This window comes from Bartonella sp. TS25HLJMH (assembly GCF_042193505.1).
In the GTDB taxonomy this organism is placed as follows: Bacteria; Pseudomonadota; Alphaproteobacteria; order Rhizobiales; family Rhizobiaceae; genus Bartonella; species Bartonella grahamii.
Genome location: NZ_JBHILV010000009.1, coordinates 54,285 through 79,202, shown reverse-complemented (window position 1 = coordinate 79,202; position 24,918 = coordinate 54,285). Strand labels below are relative to the sequence as shown.

Below are 24,918 nucleotides of genomic sequence, written 5' to 3'. Positions count from 1 at the left end.
CAGTCTTTGCACCTGAAATGTCCATCCGATGAAACCCACCGAAAAGAGCCGTATCATTTATAAACCAGCGTGAATTAAGTATTTTCATCCTTTAGAGCAGGAAAAAAGTCAAACCCGAAGAGTATGTTAATCTCATACAACCTCAACCATCATAAACAACAATAATAGCTCTTGAAAACATCCTCTACCGCTATTTTTATCCTTATAACAAATAATCCATATTCCTCTCCCCACCCCTCAAAATCTCCACGCTTAATAAAAGAGGAAATCGGCACCATCATTATAGCCAGCCCTCAATATTGCGACAGCCCTTAACACTTGAAACAATTCATAAGAGGCATTTTTAGTCATTTTTGTACAATTTTTACCCATATGGACCACTCACTTGTGACGTGCAAGCAAATAGTTATGATTAACAAAACATAAATAAATTTAAGAGAATCTTACGGAATTCGGGCTTCTAATTCAAGTTTAATCCAGCATGACTTTTTAGGCACATAATTCTAATTTTATTCATTTTTATTTGCAAAAGTTTAAAATGAGAAAAATTTCAAGGCTCTCATTCAAAAAGCAAAAGAATGAACTCTCATTATCAATGAACATCTCGCTCATATAACCATCAATAAAGCAATCCCCAATATGCCTCAATGAAATAAAAGGGGGGATCCCATTAAATGCCCTACCGTAAAAGCAGTTTCCTCAGAACTAAAACGAAATCAACAGACAACATCACCGCATCTGCTCCCATTCCCAAACCTGACGACCTAACGCAGCACCTTTCTATCTTACGATAGGAGATAAAAAATAATGGGTCTAGGGAGGCATTCACAAGAGGCGCACAGCCGTTGTTTTTAAAGCCTGTTCAAAGACGCATGAAAAAACACCATGCGTAAACGGCTCAAATCCCTTTCGTTCCATCTTGAGAGACAGAAGCAATACGCAAGAGATTTGTGGCACCAGGCGTTCCAAGGGGAACACCAGCTGTCACAAGGAAACGATCTCCCCCTTTGCAAAAACCTTCCTGAAATGCAATGGCTGCTGCACGATCAACCATATCCTCTAAACTCCGCGCATCTTGCGTGACCACACAATGAAGCCCCCAAACTAAGGCCAAACGCCGAGCTGTTTCCACAATGGGAGATAAAGCAATAATCGGTCTATTGGGACGTTCACGAGAGGCGCGCACCCCCGTTGTTCCTGAAGCCGTATAGGCAACGATAGCGGATAGCGCAAGTGTTTCAGCAATCTGACGCGCAGCAAGAGAAATCGCATCCGTTCCTGTTGATTCTGGTGCTGGATGTTGTGCCCCAACCTGAGCTGCATAAGTATGATCTTGTTCGATTTGCCGCGCGATTCGGTCCATCATAAGCACAGCTTCTTCAGGATAACGACCAGAAGCAGATTCAGCAGACAACATCACCGCATCTGTTCCTGCATAAACTGCTGTAGCAACATCCGACACTTCTGCGCGTGTCGGAACAGGAGATGTGATCATTGATTCGAGCATTTGTGTTGCCACCACAACAGGCTTTCCTGCTAAACGACAAGCTTTTATGAGCTCCATCTGAAGTGCTGGGACCCTTTCCAAAGGCATTTCCACTCCAAGATCACCCCGTGCAATCATAATACCATCGGATACCTCAATAATTTTCTCTATATGCTTTAAGGCTTGAGGCTTTTCGATTTTAGCCATCAAAGACACCTTGCTTTTCGTCAACCGGCGCACCGCTATAATATCTTCTGGACGTTGAATAAAAGAAAGAGCAACCCAATCAACAGGCTGCTGTAAAAGAGCCTGAAGATCCTCCTTATCTTTTGACGTCATCGAATCAAAAGGCAAAATTGTATCGGGAAAACTGACACCCTTTCGATCAGAGATACGAGTTCCAGCAACCACGCGACACTGTACAGAATGACCATCACACAACTCAGCACGCAGTTCCAGTTTTCCATCATCAATCAACAACCGATCCCCTGGTTTAACAGCCGAAAATACATCCTCATGAGGGAAAAAAACACGCTGTGCATCACCTGACACATCGCGATTATCTAACGTAAAGCTTTGCCCAACACGCAAATCCTCTTGACCCTTGGCAAAACGACCCACACGCAGTTTTGGCCCCTGAAGATCCACTAAAATACCTATGGGTCGCCGAACTGTTTTTTCAACTTCTCGTATAGACTTGACCAAATCACCCATCATATCACGGTCAGTATGGCTCATATTAAGACGAAAAACATCTGCTCCTGCCCTAAAAAGCTTCTCAATCATCAAACGAGAAAAAGAAGAAGGACCAAGAGTCGCAATAATTTTTACTTTACGTGCACGTTTCACGGTGGAGAATTTCCCGAAAGAGAAGGGATGACTGAATTGTTTAATAAAGACTCATCCGTCAACTGTACCATCCAACTGGTTTGATTTCCGGTATCGATTTCTTTAAATTCAGCCTTTTGATATCCTCGAGGGAAACAATCATGAACCCCTTGAATGGTAAACTGGCTATCTTGCACACACATGGTCACAGAGCCTGCCCAGTTCCCTTTTTTTTGTGCCCCTTCCGCATAAAAATAATAAAACCGTGAAGCAAGAGGCCCCTCAATTAAGGTTTTACACTCCGTCACGGGTACCGTCCACCAGCCTTCGCTCACCCACCCTGAAAATGTACGATATCCAAGAGCAACCCCTACAGACTGTTGAGTTGTATTACAAACCCTAAAGTCAGCTTTTGCAAAAACAACAAGGGGAAACAAGAGCAAAATGCTCAAGAAAAAAACCTTTAATCCTTTTTGAAATACCCAATATCGTTTTTTTAAAATCACAAAACTTCCTCTATGATGTCAAATTTTCAAAACAAATTACACATTTCTTTTTTCAAAAGCTTTTCAAACCTAAAACGTATATTTTTATATTTTTCTTTTTATAGCCCTTTTATCAATGCATATATCTTAAAAATTTTACAAAATATTTAAAGTCAATTTGTAAAAAAACTGTGTAGCTTGATTTACTTTTTGTTTTTCAAGCTTTTTCAACATAAATTCGTCGTCGAAAAATAACTTAAAATATATAACTTGGAGAAAAATACAATGAACGATACAGTAACCGATCAAACACACGCTATATCCGTCAACCAATTACGCTCTTTTATCGAACGCATTGAACGGCTAGAAGAAGAAAAAAAAACCATTTCTGATGATATTAAAGACGTTTACACTGAACTTAAAGGCTCTGGTTTTGATAGTAAAGCCGTTCGCAGCATTATACGGTTGCGTAAAAAAGAAGAGCATGAACGAATGGAAGAAGAAGCAATCATTGAGCTTTATAAAAATGCGCTTGGTATGAGTTAAAGCTATTGATAAAATTGGAAAATTTCTTAAGAAAAGAAAATGCAAAAAAACAAATGAATGTATAAAAATTTCACCCAATAATAAGCTGTTTGTGTAACTTGTAACGAGACTATCGGTCACAAAATACACAATATTGCAACAGCCCTCACATTAAAAGGATTTATACAGAGCATTTTTATCCTTGTCCTCCAATCATTTTTATCCACACAACCCCTCACTTGTACGCCAATCCAATTTGTGATGTGCAAGAGAGGTGATTTTTATGATTAAACATCTATAGATTTGAAATGAGAAAGTCTTACGATATTGAGGACTCTCTTCCTTCAAATTGAAAAAATGAATTATGACGATAAATCAATTCATTATCTACAAAAAGAAACATATAAAGTGGTCAGCAGTTGAAATCCACTAAATGAGAGTCTGAACTGTTTACAAAAGAAGAGCTGGTTAAGGATCTTTATCTTTTAGGATAGGCAGAAATTCGGCATATTTACACATTTGATAAAAAGCCCCTTGATAGAACTTTTAATAAAACTTTATTCGAATCTATTAACGGACTCATACAGATCATTGATTCGAGAGGTTAGAATGTGGTCTCTCCATTTTCCAGAAATCATCAAATAGTCTTTGGCATAGCCTTCTTTTTCAAAATGAAGGCGCTTTAATAAACGTTCGCTTTTTATGTTCTCAGGTCTATAATTTGCCATCACTCTATGCAGATGATAAACATGAAAGATATGCCGTATTAGAGCCGATAAACTCTCAAACATGAGACCTTTGCCTTGTTGTTTTTCATCAAGAGAAAAACCAAGATGACAAGCTTGAAAAACACCCCGAACCACATTTGTAAAATTCACAACACCAATGACTGTGTTTTCATTTTTTAATCGTACGGCATATCGGTATGCTTGTCCTTGTGCACTTTCATAAGCAAATTCATTAGCTCGTATTTCCCAAGCTGTTAGGCTGTGGTAACCATCAGATCTTAACGGTTCAAAAGGACGCAAATGATTCGCATTACGGAGGTAATAAGAAGACAGTTCAGCTGCATCTTCTAAACTGATCAATGTGGAAATTGTTCGCTTTGTTTTAATTGCCATCATTTTCTCTTCCTAGAAATGTTACAACAACACGTTGATTTATCCTGACAAATCATCATTTTTAAACTTAAATCATAACGTCGAATACAGTAAGCTTTCCTCATCACAACACTTCTCACAGTAGAATCAATGAGGATCATTTGCTTTTCCGTCATAAGCGGGGATGGTGTATTTAGGGTATAAGGTAAAGACAAGGAAATATTTCTTATGGATGCCCTCAAGTTCCAAAGGGGCTGTAGAAACATTGGGAACTGGCGTGCTTCCATATACGAAATTTTGAAAAAACTCACGGCAAAGGTAGTTTTGTTTCTTTGCCTTGTAAGCTCAGAGCATGCTTGTTTTGCGCTATCATATCACTGCACCCACATACAAATCCCAATGACCATCGCCTTGAGGTGCTATAGTTACAGTGCGATCTAAAAGTCTCTGCCATAACTCGTCAACAACACTGTTTCCGCTAAATCAGCCACAAACTCTTGTAACAAATCGAAGAAACCGTAATAATGCAATACAAATCTTTTAAAATGTCTTAGACATTACCGTGAACAAGCTTCCATTTCTTCGCGTAAAATTTCAAGTTCTAACCATTCTTCTTCTTTTTGTGTGCAAGTATTTTTCTTTTTTTCCAACGCTGTTGATAAACGCTCAAAACGCTCTTTATCACTGCGATAAAGAGCTGGATCAGAGAGTTCTTGCTCAATTTTTTTGATTTCATTTTGCAAAACAGCAATTTCTTCAGGCAATTTTTCCAATGCATAAACCTGCTTATAAGACAATTTACCTCGTGTTTTTTTCTCCCGCACTATCAAGCTATGATCTGTTGATGAATCCTGCCTTGAAAGCTCTCCCGCATGAGATTTTGAAGGTGCTTTACGCTGCGATAATTCTGTTTTTCTGCGTTGTAAACTCAGAGCATGCTGATTTTGCGCCATCATATCACTATAGCCGCCCGCATACAAAACCCAATGACCATCACCTTGAGGTGCTAACATATGCGTTACAGTACGATCTAAAAAGTCTCTGTCATGGCTGACCAACAATACTGTTCCCACAAAATCAGCAATAAATTCTTGCAACAAATCCAAAGTTTCCATATCTAAATCATTGGTCGGTTCATCAAGAATCAAAAAGTTTGCAGGACGTGAAAGAAGTCGTGCAAGCATGAGGCGTGCTCTTTCTCCCCCCGAAAATTCTTTAAGGGGAGTGCGTGCTTGTTCAGGCAAAAATAAAAAGTCTTTCATATAAGAAACTACATGCCGCTCCAGCCCATTGATCACAAGAGTATCACCCCTTCCTCCCGTTAAATAATGCGCTAAAGTTTCCTCTTCATTTAAAATACGTTGCTGATCAAGCAATGCCATAGAGAGGTTATAGCCATGCCTCACCGTTCCACTATCCACGGCTTCTTGCCCAATTAATGCAGAAAGGAGCGTTGTCTTTCCGATACCATTGGGTCCTACCAACCCGATTCGATCACCACGCTGAATGCGCAAAGAGAAATCTTTCACGATAATGCGATCACCATAGGATTTTGAAATTTTCTTTGCTTCAAGCACCAATTGCCCAGACTCATGACTTTTCGTTGCTGTCAAAAGTGCATTTCCCGGCTGCCCTTTATAGTTTTGATGACGCTGTCTTAAGTTTTTTAATTCCCCCAAGCGCCGTACGTTACGCTTACGCCGTGCGCTCACGCCATAACGTAACCATTGCTCTTCACGGGCAATTTGGCGCCCCAATTTATGCTGCTCGATGGCTTCTTCTTGCAACGCCTTATCACGCCAACTTTCAAATTCTGAAAAACGCTTTTCCAGTCTTTTGGTTGTGCCACGATCAAGCCATACCGTTGACCGTGTAACATTTTCTAAAAATCGCCGATCATGGGAAATCACCACAATCGCTGAACGCAAAGACGATAAAACCGCTTCCAGCCATTCAATGGTTGGTAAATCAAGATGATTGGTTGGTTCATCCAAGAACAAAATATCGGGTTTTGCAGCAATGGCCTGTAATAATGAAACACGCCGCTTTTCGCCTCCCGAAAGCGTTTCCAATTTTTCCGCCCCCGAAAACCCTAAATTTGTGCGAAGCGTATTGATCCACTGAACATCAGATGTATCATCCAGCCCCGCTTCCATATAAGCGTTAATATCTTCAAATCCTGCACAATCCGGATTTTGTGAGACATAACGGAGCGTCACTCGTGGGTGGCGAAAAATTTCACCACCATGAGGCTCTAATATCCCTGCGGCAATTTTTAACAGGGTTGATTTTCCACAACCATTACGGCCGACCAACGCGATACGCGCCCCCTGCTCAACCGATAAACAAGCTTGATTGAGCAAAGGCGTTTTTCCAAAATTTAAGAAAATGCGGTCAAGCCGCAGAAGCGGCGGCGCCATTAACGAACGCGGTGCGGACAAGGTGCTTTATACATCACCCCTCTAGCATCACGGTAAGAACACAATTGTCGTACAGGGACTCTTTGGGCACAAGGTGCTTGGTAAACATGTCCTCTACGACCACGATACGTACACAATTGTGATGCCTGTCTTTGTTGTTTTCTTTGATTTGCAGCCGCACCTGTTACTGTTCCAGCCAAAGCACCAAATGCTGCACCGGTAAGTGCTGCTCCAGGAGTACTTCCAGCAATAGCAGTTCCAGCCAAAGCACCGATTGCTGCTCCTCCTACGCCGTAACGTGCAACGCGTTCATCGTTTGTGGTACAAGCGACTGAACTGAAACCAATGGCTGAAACAACTGCCACTTTAAAAATTGATTTTAACATATCAAAACCTTTCCTTCTCAAGATCAATACATAATATATCGTTTATGTCGGCACTTAATCACTAGGCCCCCCCCTGCCTTATTCAAAATATATTGGAAGAGCTTTATGGAATAGGCACAGACGCTAACAATATAGCTTTTCCAGAACCTAAATGGCAAGAAAAGGTTCCACAAATACGGTTAGAAAGTGTTAAAGAAGAGCCAAATGACACATTTTTGTCACAAATCGGCCATTTTACCCCTGCAAGAGTTAAGCCTTCTAAATCAGAAAAACCGATAATACTAAACAAACATCCCTTAGGCAAATCATACGAACAAGGTTTCGACAAAACCGGCCAACCTTCTTCTAAACCACTTGTCAACAACACTGAAATACCCCTTTCAGCCATCATCAACGCTTGCGTCATATGAGAAAGGCTATGATCACTTCGCTCACCTGCCAAAGCACCGCATAAAATAAGCTTTTTAGCGCCATTTTGCAACGCTCTTTCACATGCCAGAGCACTATCTGTCATATCTTTATCAGAAGGAAAAACTTCACGCGGAACATGACTATATTCGCGTATTAAATTCTCATCCGATGAATCAAAGTCGCCTAACCACAACTCAGGCGACACATTAAGCGCTGCCGCATGACGCATACCACCATCGGCAGCAATCACCCGACTGTTTTGAATTTGATTAAGCAAGCGATCAGTGATACAAATGTCTCCATTTAACAATATCGTAAATGTTGTCATGCCATACTTTGCCTTTCACAAAATTTCCTTTATAGCTATAGCGCACCCTTTTATAAGCGAGAGTTATTTTTTATAAACAAAAAGCATGATATAGCCAAACGAGTCCTTATCCCTAATGACTCTCTTAAAGAAACATACGATACAAAGATACAAATGCAATTTGCCAAATTATTCCGCAAAAACAATGTGCACCATGGTCCAACGCACCCCATTTTTCAACGCAATCTTCTTTTTCGCTCGCGCCTGTATAAAGCAACTTTCATAAGTTTAATGTTTCTCCTTTCAGCTTGTCATACGCCCCTCTCTCAAAATGATAAGCTTTCTTCCACATCTTCTAAAACGATCAAACGTACCAACAATCACAATATCTATGTCACATTAAGCGCTCGGCAACACCCACGTATTTTGAAAATGTATGGCGGCGCTTATTATAATGCAAAACTTGAATACCTTTTAGCAAAGATTGTCCATAAACTGACAGTTGCATCACATAGTTCTCATCAAAGCTATTCTGTAACAATTTTAAACTCAGAAAGTATTAACGCATTTGCGCTCCCCAATGGTGCGATCTACATCACTCGTGGTATGCTGGCATTAGCCAATGATTCTTCAGAAGTTGCAGCCATTTTAGCCCATGAGATAGCACATATCAGAGCCAATCATGGCATTTTACGCCTGCAAAAAGAAGCTCAATTAAAGATGACAAGTCATACATCTTCACGTCTTCTTTCTTCTATTGGCAAAAAACTTCATAACCCTATGCAAAACAAGCAACAACTCGCGCAATTTTCCCGCAATCAAGAGCTGGAAGCTGATTCCCTTGCACTTGAAATGCTCCAACAATCAGGATATGATCCTTTTGCTTCACCGCGCTTTCTTCAAACAATGGAAGCCTATAGTGCTTTGCGTAATATCTCTGGCACCCAAAATGCCTCTCTAGATTTTTTAGCCTCCCACCCAACCACCCCTCAACGCATTCGACTTGCGATAGAAAAAGCGCGTAAAATCAGTAAAGGGAATAGTAAAACAACTGATCGCGATTCTTTTCTCAAAAGCATTGATGGCATGATTTTTGGAGGAGGCTTTTATACAGGTTTTGTACGAGGCAACCAATTTATTCACCCACAATTGCGCATAGCTTTTTCTGTTCCAAACAATTTTACAATAGAATATTCAGCACACACTGTTTGGGCCAGTGGACCAGATAAAATTGCGATTCGTTTTGATGCTATTCCGCATCCTGCTGGAATATCTGCGAGTGATTATTTGAAAAGCGGCTGGATTATCGGGCTAGACCAATCATCTATCCGCCCCATCAAAATTCAGGGGCTCCCCCATCAAGAATTTACGCGTCAAGGATTTCAAAGCCAAAGTTTACTTGGAGCACAAGCCCATGCTACCAATGAGCAATGGCAATTTGATGTAGTTGTCATTCCATTCAACAACCACATCTTTCGTTTTCTGACAGCCGCCCCACATAATTCTCAAAATTTTGTAGAGGTTGCACAAAAAACTCTACAAAGCTTTCATTCTCTTTCATCTTCACAATTAAAAAAACTGAAGCCCTTAAAAATCCGTGTTGTTCGCGTAAAACAAGGAGAAAACGTTGCAAACCTAGCCAATAAAATGCAACACACACCAGATAAAGAAAAACTCTTTCGCATCCTCAATGCCCTCTCACCAACACAAACTTTATCCGCAGGTACAAAAGTGAAAATTATTACAGAATAAGCCTTTTTTCTCATCTGCTACAGTTTTGATTCTTTTCTATCTGTATCACGCCCTCCCCCTTAAAGCATATTCGCAAATGAAGAGGACATTTTAAAAACCAATTTCATCATACCTTCATACGACTCCGTTTGATACATACTTCCTCGAACTAATATCACCCCCAATCCTCCTCTGTTCATCAATAGCACCAAACGCATCCCCAAGGAGGCATATCCCTAGACAAATCTGGCAATCCCTAAATCCAACTTCACCATACTCTCATATACCCCTACTTATACGTTCTCTCTCTGTCCTCCCACAAAGCCTTTCACTGCTTATATATCGTAAGCATCTTCTGAATGAACCGTAAGAAGAGCAGAACGCAATTTCTGCAAAGCCCGAGCTTCAATTTGACGCACGCGCTCTTTCGAGATTCCTAACTTTTCACCCAAAACTTCAAGAGTCGCACCCTCTTCATTTAAGCGACGAAAGCGAATAATTTCCAACTCCCGTTCATTGAGAATTTGTAACGCATCGTAAAGCCATTGTGTACGCCGTTGACCATCAATTACTTGCTCAATTAAAGCATCAGGAAGAGGACTATCATCCACCAAAACATCCATCTTAGCAATGGGATTATCACTGTTTTCAGAAACAGAAACACTCAAGGAATTATCAGAACTGGAAAAACGAAAATCCATTGTTTCAACATCGCGCACGGAAACGCCAAGCTTTTCAGCGATTGTGCGAAAAATATCCTGTTTTGACAAAGCACTATCATCTTGTATCAGTTTTGCACGCAAACGCCTAAGATTAAAGAAAAGTGCTTTTTGCGAAGAACTAGTTCCCCCTCGAACGATTGACCAATTTCGCAAAATATAATCTTGAATAGAAGCGCGTATCCACCACGTTGCATACGTTGAAAAACGCACTTCCCGATCAGGTTCAAAACGTGCAGCTGCTTCCAATAGCCCCACATACCCTTCTTGTACCAAATCCCCCAATGGCATTTTGAAACGTTTAAAGCGGTTAGCAATAGCAATCACTAAACGCATATGAGCCGCTGCAATTTGATGCATGGCATCATCATCACGTTTGTCTTTCCACCGCAGAGCCAAATCATGCTCTTTTTGTCGTTCAAGATAAGGTGCTTGCATAGCAGAACGCATCATATTACGTCCTAAGCTTTTGTCTGCATCGCTATAATTTTTGCTGCTTTTATAAACAGCATTTGAAAGATTACCCATAATAACCCCTTGCGATTAAAATTATCAAAATTGATTTGGCAACGACATCATTGTTCTTTGCATTGTTCTTTGCTTAAAAAGAACGCAAAAGTTGTTAACTTCCGCACCCACTACTTTAACGTGTATTTTTATAATCGCAATTGTTTTTTTTACTGTCATGGTAAAATTTCTTGTCATAAGACACAATTTCACCTGAAAAATGCCTTTAAAATATGCCTTTTAGCCTATGAAATATTTGAAAAAACTTTCTCTGCACCTTTCATAACAAAACAGCAAAAAAATAAAATGATCATGTAAAACAAAAGCTGTTTTTTGATAACCGGTTCTATTTCCTTTTAAATTGAAGAATTTATTTAGGCTTTCAGCTTTACAATACAACCAATAAGTGTAATTTGCAAATATAAAGCATCAAAACTGAATAAAAAAAAAGAATCATCCAAGTTTTAAAGACGCAAAAAGAAACAGCAAAAAACGACAAGAGTGATTGAAGCAAACGCAACAAACGTGTTAAAGAAAAAGAAGCATTATGAAATTGTCGCAAAAAGCTTTTGACCAATTTCGCACTGAGAAAGAAAATGATCATGGATAGCAAGATTGTTCAACAGGATGAAATTCTTCAAGATGATATTCTCATTGAAAAACACGGAAGGGGTAAATTTGAAGGTTTTCGTTTTTATGCCAACAAAAACAGTACTGATCAAATAGCTGAGAAGCAAATTTCAACAGAGAATGAAAATTTGATTCTTGCTTTTTCCAAACGCGCGACACGTTTTTGTGCTTGTGCAAATGGAGATTTTACCCTCAGTTCTGATGGAATTGTGCGCTGGATTGGTCAACCCGTAGGACAGCTTGTAGCAACAGAAGATTTTTTCAAACCAAAACTGATTGTTTTAGCAGATGAACAACTCACAGGAGAATCCCGCAATAACGTTGTGAAGCGATTAGAACGCTTTGTCACCTTTCATTTTGAAACGACTTTAAAACCTCTATTTGATTTGCGTAATGCTGATAATTTAACGGATTCAACAAACAGTCTTGCTTTACAACTTTTTAACTCTTTAGGGATTTTACCACGCCGCGAAGTCTTAGACATTGTCAAAGAACTTGCGCAAGAATCACGTGCTGTGCTTCGGCGTCTAGGCGTACGTTTTGGCGCTTTTCACATCTATGTTGCCGGAATGCTTAAACCTGCTCCGGTTCAAGCCATTACTCTCCTGTGGAATCTTCAAAATGCGGGACAAGATCAAACTGGTTTGGGTGAAATTTTGTCAGCATTATCTGCTGGTCGCACCTCTTTGATTGTTGACCCTACCTATAACCGCCAATTTTATCAATTAGCCGGTTACCGAATCTTAGGACAACGTGCTGTGCGAATTGATATTTTAGAACGTCTCGCCAATCTCATCCGCCCCGCACTTCATTGGAAACAAGGCAGTGATCCCAAACCCGATGGCGCCTATGATGGCAAAAGTTTTTTTGTTACACCAGCCATGATGTCCATTCTTGGAGCCAATGGAAACGATATGGAAGAAATCCTCAAAGGACTTGGTTATCAATCGTACAGCATAAGCAATACTGTTTTTGAACAAAATCTCCTTGCACACCAAGCCTCTTCCCCTGTCAATGGGACAATGCAAGATGTTCCTGCAGCAGAATGCGTTGGCAGTCAATGGAAAACAATAAGCGATTCAGAAACAACACGAGAAGAAAAAAATACCTCATACCCAAATACTTTATCCTCTTGTATTGAAAAACATCCCCATAAAACCAATCGTTTACCGGCAGCTGAACCTGTTGGAAATTTTGCCAAATCCCCTCTCCCTACAGAAGAAGATAAAGTTATTTTATTATGGCATTATAGACATCAATTTCACCACCACGCACAAAAAAAACGTGATAAATTAGGAAATAAGTGGCAAAATAAATCGAAGAACGCTGTAAAAAAAGGGGAACACACAAATGAAAATTTCCCTCAAGCAGCACCATCACAAACAAAACGCTCTTATAAGTTACACAAATCCCAAGGCAAACATGCAAATCATAAGCCTTTACAAAAAGAAAAGCGCTTTAATCCTGATTCACCTTTTGCGAAACTAGCTATACTACGCGATCAACTCACCAATCATAAAAATACGCACACACTTTCCTCTAAAGAGAATTAAAGTAACAAATGGAGTTTGATCTTGACCCACGTAGTAACCGACAACTGCATTCACTGCAAATATACGGATTGCGTTGAAGTCTGCCCTGTTGATTGTTTTTATGAAGGGGAAAACATGCTTGTTATTCACCCCGACGAATGTATCGATTGTGGTGTTTGTGTGCCAGAATGCCCAGCAGAAGCGATTTTACCTGATACAGAACCAGGATTAGAAAAGTGGTTAGAACTTAATCTTCATTATGCAAACAAATGGCCTAATCTAACCACCCAAAAAAATCCTCTTCCTCAAGCAAAAGAAATGGATGGCGTTCCAAATAAATTAGAAAAGTATTTTTCAGAAAATCCAGGAAGCGGCAAAGAGTAATGATACAGTGTACACCCTCCTCCTTCAACAATTGAAAGACTTCTCTTGTAAAAATAAAAAAATCCTTAAGCGAAATGATTGATTCTTTGAAAGTTTGATGTTAGTGTTATTTTAACATGATCATCTTTCTAAGTATTTTTCTTTGCTTTTTATAGTAAAGCGACGTATTTTTTTTGGATTTAAAAGTACTCGGCTTTTATGCTCACTTAATTGGTACAATATACTTGGTTAAAGAAAACTCAACCCTCAGGTTTATAACCTGTTTTCCGATACATTTGTTGATCATAAGGGAGTAAACTAAAATATGGCATCCCAACATGGAACGTCTTCCAAGACCAAAGAATTTGCAACCTCTGAATATATCGTCTACCCTACGCATGGAGTAGGGCAGATTATAGCGATTGAAGATCAAGAAGTTGCAGGACATAAATTAAAACTTTTTGTCATTCATTTCGCGAAAGATAAGATGGATGTCAAAGTTCCCATTGCAAAAGCCCTTTCCGTTGGAATGCGTAAATTATCTGCTAGTGATTCTGTCGAACGCGCCTTAAAAGTTTTACGTGGAAAAGCACGCGTTAAACGAACCATGTGGTCACGTCGTGCACAAGAATATGATGCTAAAATCAACTCAGGAGATCTTATTTGTATCGCCGAAGTGGTACGTGATCTTTTCCGCTCTAATTTACAGCCTGAACAATCTTACTCTGAGCGCCAACTTTATACAGCTGCTCTTGAAAGAATGGCCCGCGAAATTGCGGTTATTAATAGTCTTTCTGAAACAGAAGCTATTAATCTCATAGAGATGCATCTCTCCAACAAGCCAAAACGCGAATTTAAAACTGAGAGAGAAGAAACAGATGAAAACAGTAAAGCTGTCTACGCTGCGTAACACACTCTTTCATCATAATGATGATATTTTGATAAAACCAGCTTTTCGCTGGTTTTATTTTTTTAACATCCTCTCTGCCCTTAAGGACGAAGTTTCTTAACCAGCGCCAACCTATAAACAATCTAACTTTTCGACAAATTCCTCCTCCTCATTTTCTTGCTTGATAGATAACAAATTGATTAATCATCATAATCTAGAATTATTCATATTAAATTAGAATCTTGAATATCGTAAGATTTCTCATTTCAAATTTTTTTCATGCTGAATCAATCAAAATCTCTTGCTTTTCAGTCACAAGCGAGGCTGATCTGTGGATAAAAACTGTACAAAAAGAGCTAGTAGAACTGTCCAAGCACCAAAGGATATACCAACATTGGAATCTAGCAAAATGTGTAAGGGGCTGCGGACTTGCTTTTTCATTAAGCGTAAAGACCATAGTGCCGTTTACACACTGCACCGAGACTTTACCATTTACCCTTCTACAAAACCATTATAACATTCAAAAACGCTGTCATAAAATGGATGCAACAAATATTGAAAAATATTCCTTTTAAAAAAACGCGTGACGGTACAACATAAACATATTTTGTCTTGGGCGCTCTATTTTGCATGAGAAGCATTCCCCATTAAAGAACACGATAAAGAAAAGCATAAACTAAAACATCATCTCCATTCTGTAAAAGGCATTCCAAATACTTTTGAAAGTATTCATTATAGACATTTTGTCCTTTCTTATAGAATGTTCATCCACATGCCAGCCCCACTTGTGACCGAAAAGCAAGTGATTGCCATTGATTCAACATGCAAGAAATTTGAAATGAGAAAATCCTACGATAGACCTTTCATTCAAGGCACAAAACAACGAATGAACTTTATAAATCAATGTGATGTAAATCTCTATTTTTATGGAGAATCACATGTCACAATATAAGCCTATAGACAAACCATTGCCTTAAATATTCTCATAAAAAACACCAGTATGCTTAAAACCTTATATGGGTTAACCACCTTAAACGACGATATTTACGGTCTAATAGGATTTCCTTCTAGAGTGAGTAAAATAAGTGCGATACAAAATAACTCCATTACTGACCTAACTTATATCAATACCCCAGCTCTTAACGAAATCATCATAAAAGACACTGACACAAGCAATCCTTTATAGCCTCTCAAAAAAACAAAAAAATCATCTCCCACAATAGAATCATTTTTCTATGGCAAAGCCTTATCCCACACATGTTCTCAAGAAAAAGCGAAAAACGCATCTTACCCAATGCATTCACTCATGAATCAAAGGAAGCTTACCACTGGAAAAAAGATAAAACGCTAAAGTTTTAACCACTAAAACGGAACGCCCGCGATACATTCCCGTTTTCAAATCAATGTGATGAGGGCGACGCAAGGACACCTCAACATCCATCTTAAAGCGAAAATGCACGCCCCAAACGTGCATTCACTCATGAATCAAAAGAAGTTTACTACTGGAAAAGAGATAAAACGCTAAAGTTTTAACCACTAAAACGGAACGCCCGCGATACATTCCCGTTTTCAAATCAATGTGATAAGGGGCGACGCAAGGACACCTCAATATCTATCTTAAAGCGAAAATGCACGCCCCAAGCGTGCATTCACTCATGAATCAAAAGAAGCTTACTACTGGAAAAAAGATAAAACGCTCAGTCTTTAACCACTAAAACGGAACGCCCGCGATACATTCCCGTTTTCAAATCAATGTGATGAGGACGGCGTAATTCACCAGAATTTTTATCTTCGATATAAGTCGGCGCCTTCAGAGCATCAGCCGAACGGCGCATGCCCCTCTTCGCTGGAGAGGTTTTTCGTTTAGGTACAGCCATAAAAAGACACTCCAAATCCACTAAAACAGAAAAAGCAATGTCAAAAATGACAATGCTTCATTTAAAAACACCATAAAATTTGAGGATGTTATACACTGATAAAAAAGAAGAGGCAATGTCAAAATGAACAAATGAATATCAAAAACACCACAAAATTTGAAAATTTTATACACCAATGAAAGCATTCTCATAAGACCTTCATTCAATTTTTATTTGGCTTAAAAAGGGATTTGCACATACAATAGAGATACGGATAAAAAGAGAATTTGCACATACAATAGAGATACGGATAAAAAGAGAAATTGATTTTTAATAAAAAGCGACGCCAATTTATGAAAACAAGAAAAAGCAACAACATTTCTCTTTAAAACTTCATAATTTCATTTTTGTAAAAACAAAGGAAGCAAGAATGCACGAATTTACCACCCTTCTTGCAAAACACGGACACACCGTTGAAAAACGGCTTGATACCCTGTTAAGTGATCAAATCGAAAATGGTGAAATTTCACGCCCTAAAAAATTAATCAATGCCATGCGCTATGGTGTGCTGAACGGTGGAAAACGCCTGCGTCCTTTTCTTGTGATTCAAAGTGCTGCACTTTTTGATATCCCTGTCGAATATTCTCTTGATGTTGCATGTGCCTTAGAATGTATCCATTGTTATTCGCTCATTCATGATGATCTTCCCGCTATGGATAACGATATACTCCGGCGTGGAAAACCCACCGTCCATATAGCATTTGACGAAGCAACAGCAATTCTAGCAGGCAATGCCCTCTTAACATTTGCCTTTGAAATCATTGCCCATAAAGCCAGTACTCTATCTACAGACATTAGAATCAAACTGATCACGTCTCTTGCACAATCGGCAGGACTTGGGGGTATGTTAGGTGGACAAATGCTGGACCTTGAAGCTGAAAAAAGACCGCAAGAAAGTACTGACATCATCACTCTACAACACATGAAAACAGCAGCCCTGATAAGCTTTGCTTGCCAAGCAGGCGCCATCATTGGCAATGCATCTAAAGAATTAACCGAAAAACTTACTAATTTTGGTACCTATCTTGGTTTAGCCTTTCAATTAACCGATGACCTTCTTGATGTCACCGCCAACACGCAAACCTTAGGAAAAACTGCTGGGAAAGATGAAACGGCACAAAAAGCAACTTTTGTTCATCTTTATGGCATTGAAGAAACCCAAAAAAAGCGAGATACACTCATCAGTAAAGCAGAAGCATTCTTACATCCTTTTGGCGCTAAGGCACTCCCCCTCCAACAAGCAGCACACTTTAGTGCAATACGCAAAAATTAAACTTCATCCGCTCTTTTGCACATAGTGTACACCATCATCTTTGTTGAATGCATAATAAATCTTTCAAAGAAACGTTACCATTAATCTCCATTATAGTCCTTCTCATGAAATGAGATGCGACAAATATTGAGAGGAATTTCATTAAAAAAAACGCGTGAATTTATAACACAAGTGCATTCCAGGTATCCTATTTTGCATGAAAAATACCTTCCATTAAAGAATGAACGAAAAAAAATGTGAAACAATGCGCAATCACCATACTTTAAAAGATATTACCGTGAATGCTTTAAAGCCGAATAAAAACGACCGGAAAAAAGAAAACTCGTTTTCTCTTTCATGTCTTTAATCTTCTAACGATAAGGCAAAAAATAAACAGGATAAGTATAAAACAGGGCATTTCATAAACCCGCAAAAGACAATAAAAATGCCGATTGGCTTTGTAACCTTATCAAAGTCATCTGTTGTTCATTGCCAACCGTGGGAGTACACTGCCCTCAGTAGAGAATCATAATTTTTATGCCTTTCCACGCTATCTTGTTATAGAAGATCAAATATGGTTACATTCTGTAAATTCACTCGTATATTGCTTTCTCTCTAAAAACACTTTTACAAAAATGCTCGTTGTTTAGTTCAGGCATCATTTTTTTGAAGCCCGTATTTAAAATATCAGAAAAAATGAACACAATGGCTATTTTGATTTTTATGCCACCCTCAAAGAACAAAGTTTTTTAACCCAATCTGCTCTGTAAACAGTCTAGATTCTTAACCGAGTAAGTTCCTCTAGCTTTCCACGCATGCGATTCACTTAAACTAAAGACTCGATAAACAAGACTTAAGAATATTTACCATGCAATTTTTAAAATACTTAATGTGTCAAACAGGCGACCTTCACCACCCCTCAAATGGCAGTGTGTTACGGCATAATAGGATAAATAAAGTCATCAATTTCAATAGAATGAAAGACCAAAGCAGTATTATTACTGATCTCTCTTTTCTTCGCAAGAAAGCTACAAATAATTTATTTATAATAATAATTCAGCGTTATTCAACTTGAATTAGAACTCTGAAGACCGTAGGATTCTTTCATTTCAATTTGTATATGTTGAATCAACCAAAATCATTGGCTTGCCCCTCACAAATGGGGAGCGCCGCGTGGGAAAAAACATCAAAGAACGGATTAAAAAATACCTCTTATGAATCGTCTCAAGAGCCAAAAGCTGTAGCAACATTGGGGGACAGCAAAGTGAATGATAGTGTCAGCGCGCTCCTTCAAAAGTAGAAACATTTTTACAAAACTATTTAATAACTTCAATTTAATAATAATCATGATCACTGTACAAATTTAATTCGTCACGCTCTTTATCTCGTTTATTCAATTCATCACATAAAAAGAGAATTGATAAGATTAAACAGAGAATGATCATTGCAACAGAAAGATAAAAAAGATCTTATTATTATATGTAATAGCACAATTTAATTGATGATAAGTACTTTTTTCAAACTAAGTTTAAATTTCCTCCTTTAAGTGCAATTTTCTTATTAAGATGAAAAGCATCATTGTAAGTGAACCTATGCCTGTTGCCAAAGCTGGAAAATATGTCCACCTTTTGAAGACATAATAAAAAACATGCAACATGGCTAAGAAAATATCGTGATGATCAATAGAGTATCATAGCCATTTAATATCTTTCAGAAGAATTTTGCCCATTACCCATTAAATGTCATTTGTAAATTCTTCTTGGTTGCATCATGTCATATATCGTATTAAACTCTATGCAAAAACGCGCTATTTTTTTAGTATTGTCATCATGACCAGCTCTCATACTAGACACAAGGTCAATAATTTGTGTTGTTAGGCTAATACCATTTCCGCTTGAAGAATTAAGAAATTTTTTCGCATAATCAATCATGGGGTCGGTAGAATTCATAGACATATTATAAGCCTAGATAAAATCGCTTTCTCTCCAATTATAGTCATAACGCAAACTGCTTATGACATTGGGTAGCATTGCCCATGACATCTCCTCATTGTAATCACCACGTAATAAATTAACAAAGCGTCCACATAAAACAATAAGTATGTGACGATGCCATATAATATCAAATTTGGGCGCTATATTCTGATAACCACGGCTATAGACGAAATTTCTTGCTTGTTCTTGCTTTTGAAAATGTTCAAAAGCCTCGTATTTTTCACTGATGTATTCTTCGTAAAGTTTATTGTACTGCTCTAGACTATCTACGCGCGTACATCCCAACAACACAGATACAGAAAAAAGAGTTGTAAATGTTACAATATGCGTTATGGATAACGATTCCATCACTTTACCTTTTAATAACCATAATTTGTACGGCTTAACAAATTCCTATCAAATATATCAATATGGGTTGGTTTCTTATGGCTTATTTATAGCAAATTGTACTCAACAATATTTCTGTACTTGGTTTTATTCCTTCTCAAAGAGGGGGATGTCATTCAAAGTTTCCATAGATAAGTTTATTATCTGGATCAGAAATTCTATGACATCAGAAAATACAGAGCTAACGCCACAACCAAAGAGAAAATACTCAAAATGAGAATGAACAACGTAAAAAATTATCTCAACAAGATGATTGATATTTTAAAGAAAACAGCAATAAAACGCGTTAAATATATCAATAATAAAATCAGTCATGAGGAAAGCCTATTTAAACAGGCTATAAATTGTCCGACTGCTTAAATTAGCTCAATGAGATAAAGTGTTACCAGCCAGTAACCAATGAAAATGGGAAAACTGCTCCATCACCATTCCTTAATAAGCATATAATCCGGTACAATCATTTTCTTTATCAGCGTCCAATCTTGTCAGCAACTCTTGGTGCAATATTCATGAGAAGCATTTTTATTTCCTTTTTAATGATTGTGATGCCACGCCCACTTATAACGTACAAGCAGATGACTTTGATTGCTTCAACATACATAGATTTGAAATAAGAATAACGGATAACATTCTGCTTTCCCATTCAACATGCAAAAACAATGATGCGCCTTAATAAATAAAAGCCTTGATCCACTATAAACCCCATGAAACACACGTGAAATACGTTACTATTTTCACTGAGATTTCTTTAGGGCTCCTTCTAAAAAAAACATTGCCAACAGATAAACCAATAAATAGATACCAAAAACATAAACGAGTGAGAAAAAGCCAAATATATCGACCATATACGCACTCATGTAAAAAAATACCAATAAGCTAAATCTCCCAACAGTTGACAAGAAAGATTCATATGTAGCCCTGAAATGATCACTAATGCTATCGTGCAAAACAACTTCTACACGCAGATATGTATACTTAATTAAGTAAAAAATCATACAGACTAAAATAACAGCAATTTCTTTTTTCGGCTCAAAGAAAACCACTGTAAAAATCAGTGAAACCAAAAGAAACAGCAATAAAATAAAATTCACTCTTTCACTTAGTTTTGTAAAGAGAAAACTAGCCAAGAGCTGAGAGAGCAATATCAGTGAAAATGTCACACCAAGATCAAAATAAGTGACATTAATATTATGATCTTTAAATATCCACTGCCAATACTGCGAGAATATATTGAAAAAGATCAGTGAAAAATAAAAGCATAAAGAGATATAAGGAACTTTAATAAAAATAGACAACATCTCTTTAGCATCATAAATGAGAGAATTCGCTTTATTTGGTTTTTTCTCTCCCTTCAGGTCATCAAGAAAAAACAAACCAAATAGTGTTGTCATCAACATTAAAAACGCCGCGATATACCATATATATTGGCTAGAATAATCAGCAAAATATGCGCCAATTAAACTGAATATAAACATGCCGATGTAATTATATTGAGAGCTCGCTCCCAGCACTTTTTTAGTCGATGTCAATTTTTCTTTTGCATATTGAACAAGTAAAGCATTATAGGCGCCAGCAATCAATGTCAGCGATAAGGCATTAAAAGATTCTGCCAAAAGAAATCCATAAAAGCTTGTAGAAAATCCCATGAGACATAGCCATGTAGCAGCAAAAGCCGCTGCCAAAACAATCGATATTTTATAACTTTTTCGATCAGCAAAATATCCCAGAGGAATATCGGTCACCATCATAATAAAAGCCTGAAATGACTTAATAATCCCAATATCAATAAGAGTTAGCCCTTTTTCAAGCATATAAAATACAATAAAGGCACCTGTTAAAATTCTTATACCGTTAAATAAAAATCCAAATGCTAATATACTGGTCATGCATTCCCCCAATAACGCCCCAAAAGACACCCGTATACATCATTTTATATCAACATAAAAGCTCACATTTTACGACAAATAGGGCAATAACCGCTATAAGGATCTTCGATCCTATCAATTTTATAGCTGGAAAATGCCGAAACAATACCGAAACAATGAATGAATAATGTTTTTTCTATAATTTGACATTTGAAAAATCCGTTATTACTACCTCAAGAGCAGTCAAAGAACCAGCAACAACATTTACGGATCTATCAAAGTATTCATATAGTTTTGCTTAATAGTCTTAACAAACTCATTAACATCCTTCATATGATTCTGATTCACACATGCATAACATCTGGTTTTACCTAGAATAATAAAGCCGCCCAATAACAATATTGACCGTAGCTAAAGCAACATATAACAGCATCCTCTTCACATTGAAGACAGCTTGTTTTTAAAAAACAACATCACCACCTTTTTTACTCCAACCTTATGCGACTTTTACCTCAACCTTGTCCAAAGCGTGTATGAATATAATCACTCAAAAGCGCTTCAAATTCTTCAGCAATGTGATCACCCCGCAAAGTTTTTACCTTTTGTCCCTCAATAAAAACAGGTGCCGCAGGACTTTCCCCCACTCCAGGCAAAGAGATTCCAATATCCGCATGTTTTGACTCCCCCGGTCCATTGACGATACACCCCATCACAGCAACTTTCAAACTTTCAACGCCAGGGTATTTTTCACGCCAAACAGGCATATTTTTGTATAAATCTGCTTCAATTTTTTGCGCCAATTGTTGAAAGACCGTTGAAGTTGTGCGCCCACAACCAGGACAAGCCGCAACCACGGGCAAAAATTGCCGAAAACCCATCACTTGCAAAAGTTCTTGCCCCACCTTTACTTCTCGTGTCCGATCACCACCAGGTTTTGGTGTTAAGGAAATTCTTATCGTATCGCCAATCCCTTGCTGTAATAAAATGCCCAAAGCCACCGAAGAAGCAACAACGCCCTTTGTTCCCATCCCAGCTTCCGTTAATCCCAAATGAAGAGCATAATCACAACGCGCCGCCAAGGTGGTATAAACAGCAATAAGATCTTGAACATCACTCACTTTAGCAGAAAGAATAATTTTATCACGTCCCAATCCCATCTCTTCAGCCCAAAGAGCCGATTGCAGAGCAGACTGCACAACAGTTTCCCGCATCACTTCAGCAACCGATAAAGGATTTTCTTGCTGTGCATTTTCATCCATAAGCCGTGTTAATAATGCATTATCAAGAGAGCCCCAATTCACGCCAATGCGAATAGGTTTATGATACCGACAAGCAATCTCTATAATTTCTGCAAATTGACGATCTTTTTTTGCGCCAAAACCAACATTTCCAGGATTGATGCGATATTTTGCAAGCGCCTCAGCACACGCAGGATGCTCAGATAAAAGCTTATGACCAATATAATGAAAATCCCCAACCAATGGTACAAAAAATCCTAACCTCTCCAATCGCTCCCGTATTTTTGGTACAGCTGCCGCCGCTTCATCGCGATCAACAGTAATTCGAACCAATTGTGAACCAGCTTGCCAAAGAGCAGCCACTTGAGCAACAGTTGCATCAACATCAGCTGTATCCGTATTGGTCATTGACTGTACAACTATCGGGCTCTGCCCCCCAACGATCACATCACCAACAGCAACACCAATAGACCGACGACGCTCAAGTGGTTTAGATAAAAAATAGGTCGTACTCATTAAGTCCTCAAATTTTTAAAACCTGCGCTATCAATCATCATTTACATTGACTTCCTCCGCGCTTCAAAGGACGAAAATTACACCGCCCCCCAATCTTAACCGATTGCTCTCAAAAGGCTCCACCTACTAACCACTGACGCAATTCAACTCATAGGTGCGATTCATCCTATAGACGCACCGGATAAGTTCTACTACTTCTGTTCAAGTTTATACTTCTACACTTGGTTGATTCAAAAAGAAACCGAAACCAAACAGAGACAATACTGTATTTTTAAGTTGTATGCCTATCACTTAACATCCACGTCATCGCAAAACAGTGTTTTACAACGCAACAGATAACGCCGATCAAAGCACAATTTTTAAAAATGCATGAAAAACACCATCCAATTAATCCAACATACTGATTTATAATAATCTATTTTTTACAGATTTGAACGGCAACCCCAAATATCGTAAGATTTTCTCATTTTAAATCTTCTTAATTGAATCAATCAATACCACTCCCTAAAGCCACAAGAGAACACGTAGATAAAAACTTCTTATAAACTATTTCAAGTGCCAAAAGCTATCCCAACACTTTAAACAAACAAAACAATGAAGACACCGGCTTACATCTTTATGAAATAAAGATGATTGAATGAATCTTACACCATTTTGTAAAAATTTTTACCTTACATCCTTAACAAACACCATCATGAAATGAACTCGAACACATTAAAAAATGCCTCATTAAAACCAAACTCTTAATTCTCATCTCACCCACGCGCAGCATTATCAATGCAACCTTTCAATTTTCAAGCCGTTATAGCAAAACCCCAAACACAATTCCAACTGCCACGCAACAATTTAACACATGAAGGAGTCAATAAATGTGTCTATTTTCACCCAACGCCAAAAATGCTAAAATTAAAAAACGTATAGCACAATTAAAAAGAGAGCTGGTCCCCGTAAATCATTGGAGTTCTCAAAATGATAACTTTGAAAACATTTCTGAGCTGTTTAACACATGGAAACAAAAAGTCCGTCACGCGCTTTATCACCTCAACGAACATGCTACAGAATTAAAGAAAAAAGCAAAAGAAAATCCTAAAAAAACCCTCGCACTAGCAGCAGGAGTCGTTTTAGTAAGCTTCTTGCTGATCCGTAAAAATTAATAACACACCCAACAACCTTCCCTTTTAATGCCCGATTCAAAGCGGGCATTTTTTATGGTTTACAAAATATAAACTTTACGTCTTTCCCCCTAACTTTACATTTTTCTTCAAAAGATAAGTTTTCCATCCATCTCGCCAGTCTATTATCCAATTTTTTATCTGGCAATCCCCTACCCCTGTCCTCAAAACACGCGGTGGCACCACTTCTCAAAGGGCAGTGTTGTGAGAAACTATAAGAAAAGTTTTCAACATTGCATCTATCCCCCCTACTGAGTTA

19 protein-coding genes are annotated in these 24,918 nt (G+C 38.2%); 7 read left to right on the top strand and 12 right to left on the bottom strand.

Annotated features, from left to right (window positions below):
- Nucleotides 1–898 precede the first annotated feature (898 nt).
- Nucleotides 899–2,335, bottom strand: a complete 1,437-nt coding sequence (pyk, locus tag ACFINF_RS05760; protein WP_375620044.1) for a pyruvate kinase — start codon at nt 2,333–2,335, stop codon at nt 899–901.
- Complete coding sequence (locus ACFINF_RS05755) at nt 2,332–2,820, bottom strand: DUF1036 domain-containing protein (protein ID WP_375620043.1); 489 nt, start codon at nt 2,818–2,820, stop codon at nt 2,332–2,334. Before ACFINF_RS05755 ends, pyk begins: the two co-directional genes overlap by 4 nt.
- Nucleotides 2,821–3,084: 264 nt before the next feature.
- Between ACFINF_RS05755 and ACFINF_RS05750 the strand changes: the two genes are divergently transcribed.
- Complete coding sequence (locus ACFINF_RS05750; protein ID WP_039760779.1) at nt 3,085–3,345, top strand: DUF2312 domain-containing protein; 261 nt, start codon at nt 3,085–3,087, stop codon at nt 3,343–3,345.
- 536 nt (nt 3,346–3,881) lie between these two features.
- On the opposite strand, the gene rimJ is transcribed toward ACFINF_RS05750, so the two are convergent.
- From rimJ to ACFINF_RS05730, 4 genes are all read right to left on the bottom strand, one after another.
- Nucleotides 3,882–4,445 carry a ribosomal protein S5-alanine N-acetyltransferase gene (rimJ, locus tag ACFINF_RS05745; RefSeq protein ID WP_375620051.1) on the bottom strand — a complete coding sequence of 188 codons (564 nt, stop codon included), beginning with the start codon at nt 4,443–4,445 and terminating at the stop codon, nt 3,882–3,884.
- Nucleotides 4,446–4,981: 536 nt separating this feature from the next.
- Nucleotides 4,982–6,844: an ABC-F family ATP-binding cassette domain-containing protein gene (locus ACFINF_RS05740; protein WP_375620050.1), complete on the bottom strand. Its 1,863-nt coding sequence runs from the start codon at nt 6,842–6,844 to the stop codon at nt 4,982–4,984.
- The gene (locus ACFINF_RS05735; protein ID WP_375620042.1) at nt 6,844–7,230 is read right to left on the bottom strand and encodes a hypothetical protein; all 387 of its coding nucleotides are present in this window, start codon (nt 7,228–7,230) and stop codon (nt 6,844–6,846) included. The genes ACFINF_RS05740 and ACFINF_RS05735 overlap by 1 nt, the downstream gene beginning before the upstream one ends.
- Before the next feature lie 103 nt (nt 7,231–7,333).
- Nucleotides 7,334–7,969 (bottom strand): thiamine diphosphokinase, encoded by a 636-nt coding sequence (locus ACFINF_RS05730; RefSeq protein WP_375620041.1) that lies wholly within the window; start codon nt 7,967–7,969, stop codon nt 7,334–7,336.
- A 153-nt stretch (nt 7,970–8,122) separates the two neighbouring features.
- On the opposite strand from ACFINF_RS05730, the gene ACFINF_RS05725 reads away from it, so the two are divergent.
- Complete coding sequence (locus ACFINF_RS05725) at nt 8,123–9,700, top strand: M48 family metalloprotease (protein ID WP_375620040.1); 1,578 nt, start codon at nt 8,123–8,125, stop codon at nt 9,698–9,700.
- 314 nt (nt 9,701–10,014) lie between these two features.
- Here ACFINF_RS05725 and ACFINF_RS05720 read toward each other — a convergent pair whose 3' ends face one another.
- Nucleotides 10,015–10,926 (bottom strand): RNA polymerase factor sigma-32, encoded by a 912-nt coding sequence (locus ACFINF_RS05720; protein WP_015856975.1) that lies wholly within the window; start codon nt 10,924–10,926, stop codon nt 10,015–10,017.
- A gap of 581 nt (nt 10,927–11,507) precedes the next feature.
- On the opposite strand from ACFINF_RS05720, the gene ACFINF_RS05715 reads away from it, so the two are divergent.
- The 3 genes from ACFINF_RS05715 to ACFINF_RS05705 all read left to right on the top strand — a co-directional run bounded on the left by ACFINF_RS05715 (nt 11,508) and on the right by ACFINF_RS05705 (nt 14,340).
- Nucleotides 11,508–13,088, top strand: a complete 1,581-nt coding sequence (locus ACFINF_RS05715) for a hypothetical protein (RefSeq protein WP_375620039.1) — start codon at nt 11,508–11,510, stop codon at nt 13,086–13,088.
- A 21-nt stretch (nt 13,089–13,109) separates the two neighbouring features.
- Entirely contained in the window at nt 13,110–13,451 is a 342-nt protein-coding gene (fdxA, locus tag ACFINF_RS05710) for a ferredoxin FdxA (protein WP_375620038.1), read from the top strand.
- 304 nt (nt 13,452–13,755) lie between these two features.
- Complete coding sequence (locus ACFINF_RS05705) at nt 13,756–14,340, top strand: CarD family transcriptional regulator (RefSeq protein ID WP_273787664.1); 585 nt, start codon at nt 13,756–13,758, stop codon at nt 14,338–14,340.
- Between the two features lie 1,279 nt (nt 14,341–15,619).
- On the opposite strand, the gene ACFINF_RS05700 is transcribed toward ACFINF_RS05705, so the two are convergent.
- Nucleotides 15,620–15,748 (bottom strand): hypothetical protein, encoded by a 129-nt coding sequence (locus ACFINF_RS05700; RefSeq protein ID WP_375620053.1) that lies wholly within the window; start codon nt 15,746–15,748, stop codon nt 15,620–15,622.
- Nucleotides 15,749–16,016: 268 nt separating this feature from the next.
- Nucleotides 16,017–16,196, bottom strand: coding sequence for a 50S ribosomal protein L32 (gene rpmF, locus ACFINF_RS05695; RefSeq protein ID WP_005774555.1), 180 nt, complete (start codon nt 16,194–16,196; stop codon nt 16,017–16,019).
- A 409-nt stretch (nt 16,197–16,605) separates the two neighbouring features.
- Between rpmF and ACFINF_RS05690 the strand changes: the two genes are divergently transcribed.
- Nucleotides 16,606–17,508: a polyprenyl synthetase family protein gene (locus ACFINF_RS05690; RefSeq protein WP_375620037.1), complete on the top strand. Its 903-nt coding sequence runs from the start codon at nt 16,606–16,608 to the stop codon at nt 17,506–17,508.
- 1,943 nt (nt 17,509–19,451) lie between these two features.
- Here ACFINF_RS05690 and ACFINF_RS05685 read toward each other — a convergent pair.
- The 3 genes from ACFINF_RS05685 to ispG form a co-directional block, all read right to left on the bottom strand.
- Nucleotides 19,452–19,829: a hypothetical protein gene (locus ACFINF_RS05685; RefSeq protein ID WP_375620036.1), complete on the bottom strand. Its 378-nt coding sequence runs from the start codon at nt 19,827–19,829 to the stop codon at nt 19,452–19,454.
- Between the two features lie 773 nt (nt 19,830–20,602).
- A complete protein-coding gene (locus tag ACFINF_RS05680) occupies nt 20,603–21,754 on the bottom strand; it encodes an MFS transporter (RefSeq protein WP_375620035.1) in 1,152 nt (383 codons plus the stop codon).
- A gap of 491 nt (nt 21,755–22,245) precedes the next feature.
- The gene (gene ispG, locus ACFINF_RS05675) at nt 22,246–23,487 is read right to left on the bottom strand and encodes a flavodoxin-dependent (E)-4-hydroxy-3-methylbut-2-enyl-diphosphate synthase (RefSeq protein WP_375620034.1); all 1,242 of its coding nucleotides are present in this window, start codon (nt 23,485–23,487) and stop codon (nt 22,246–22,248) included.
- A gap of 869 nt (nt 23,488–24,356) precedes the next feature.
- Here ispG and ACFINF_RS05670 point away from each other — a divergent pair.
- Nucleotides 24,357–24,641 carry a hypothetical protein gene (locus ACFINF_RS05670; protein ID WP_375620033.1) on the top strand — a complete coding sequence of 95 codons (285 nt, stop codon included), beginning with the start codon at nt 24,357–24,359 and terminating at the stop codon, nt 24,639–24,641.
- Nucleotides 24,642–24,918 lie beyond the last annotated feature (277 nt).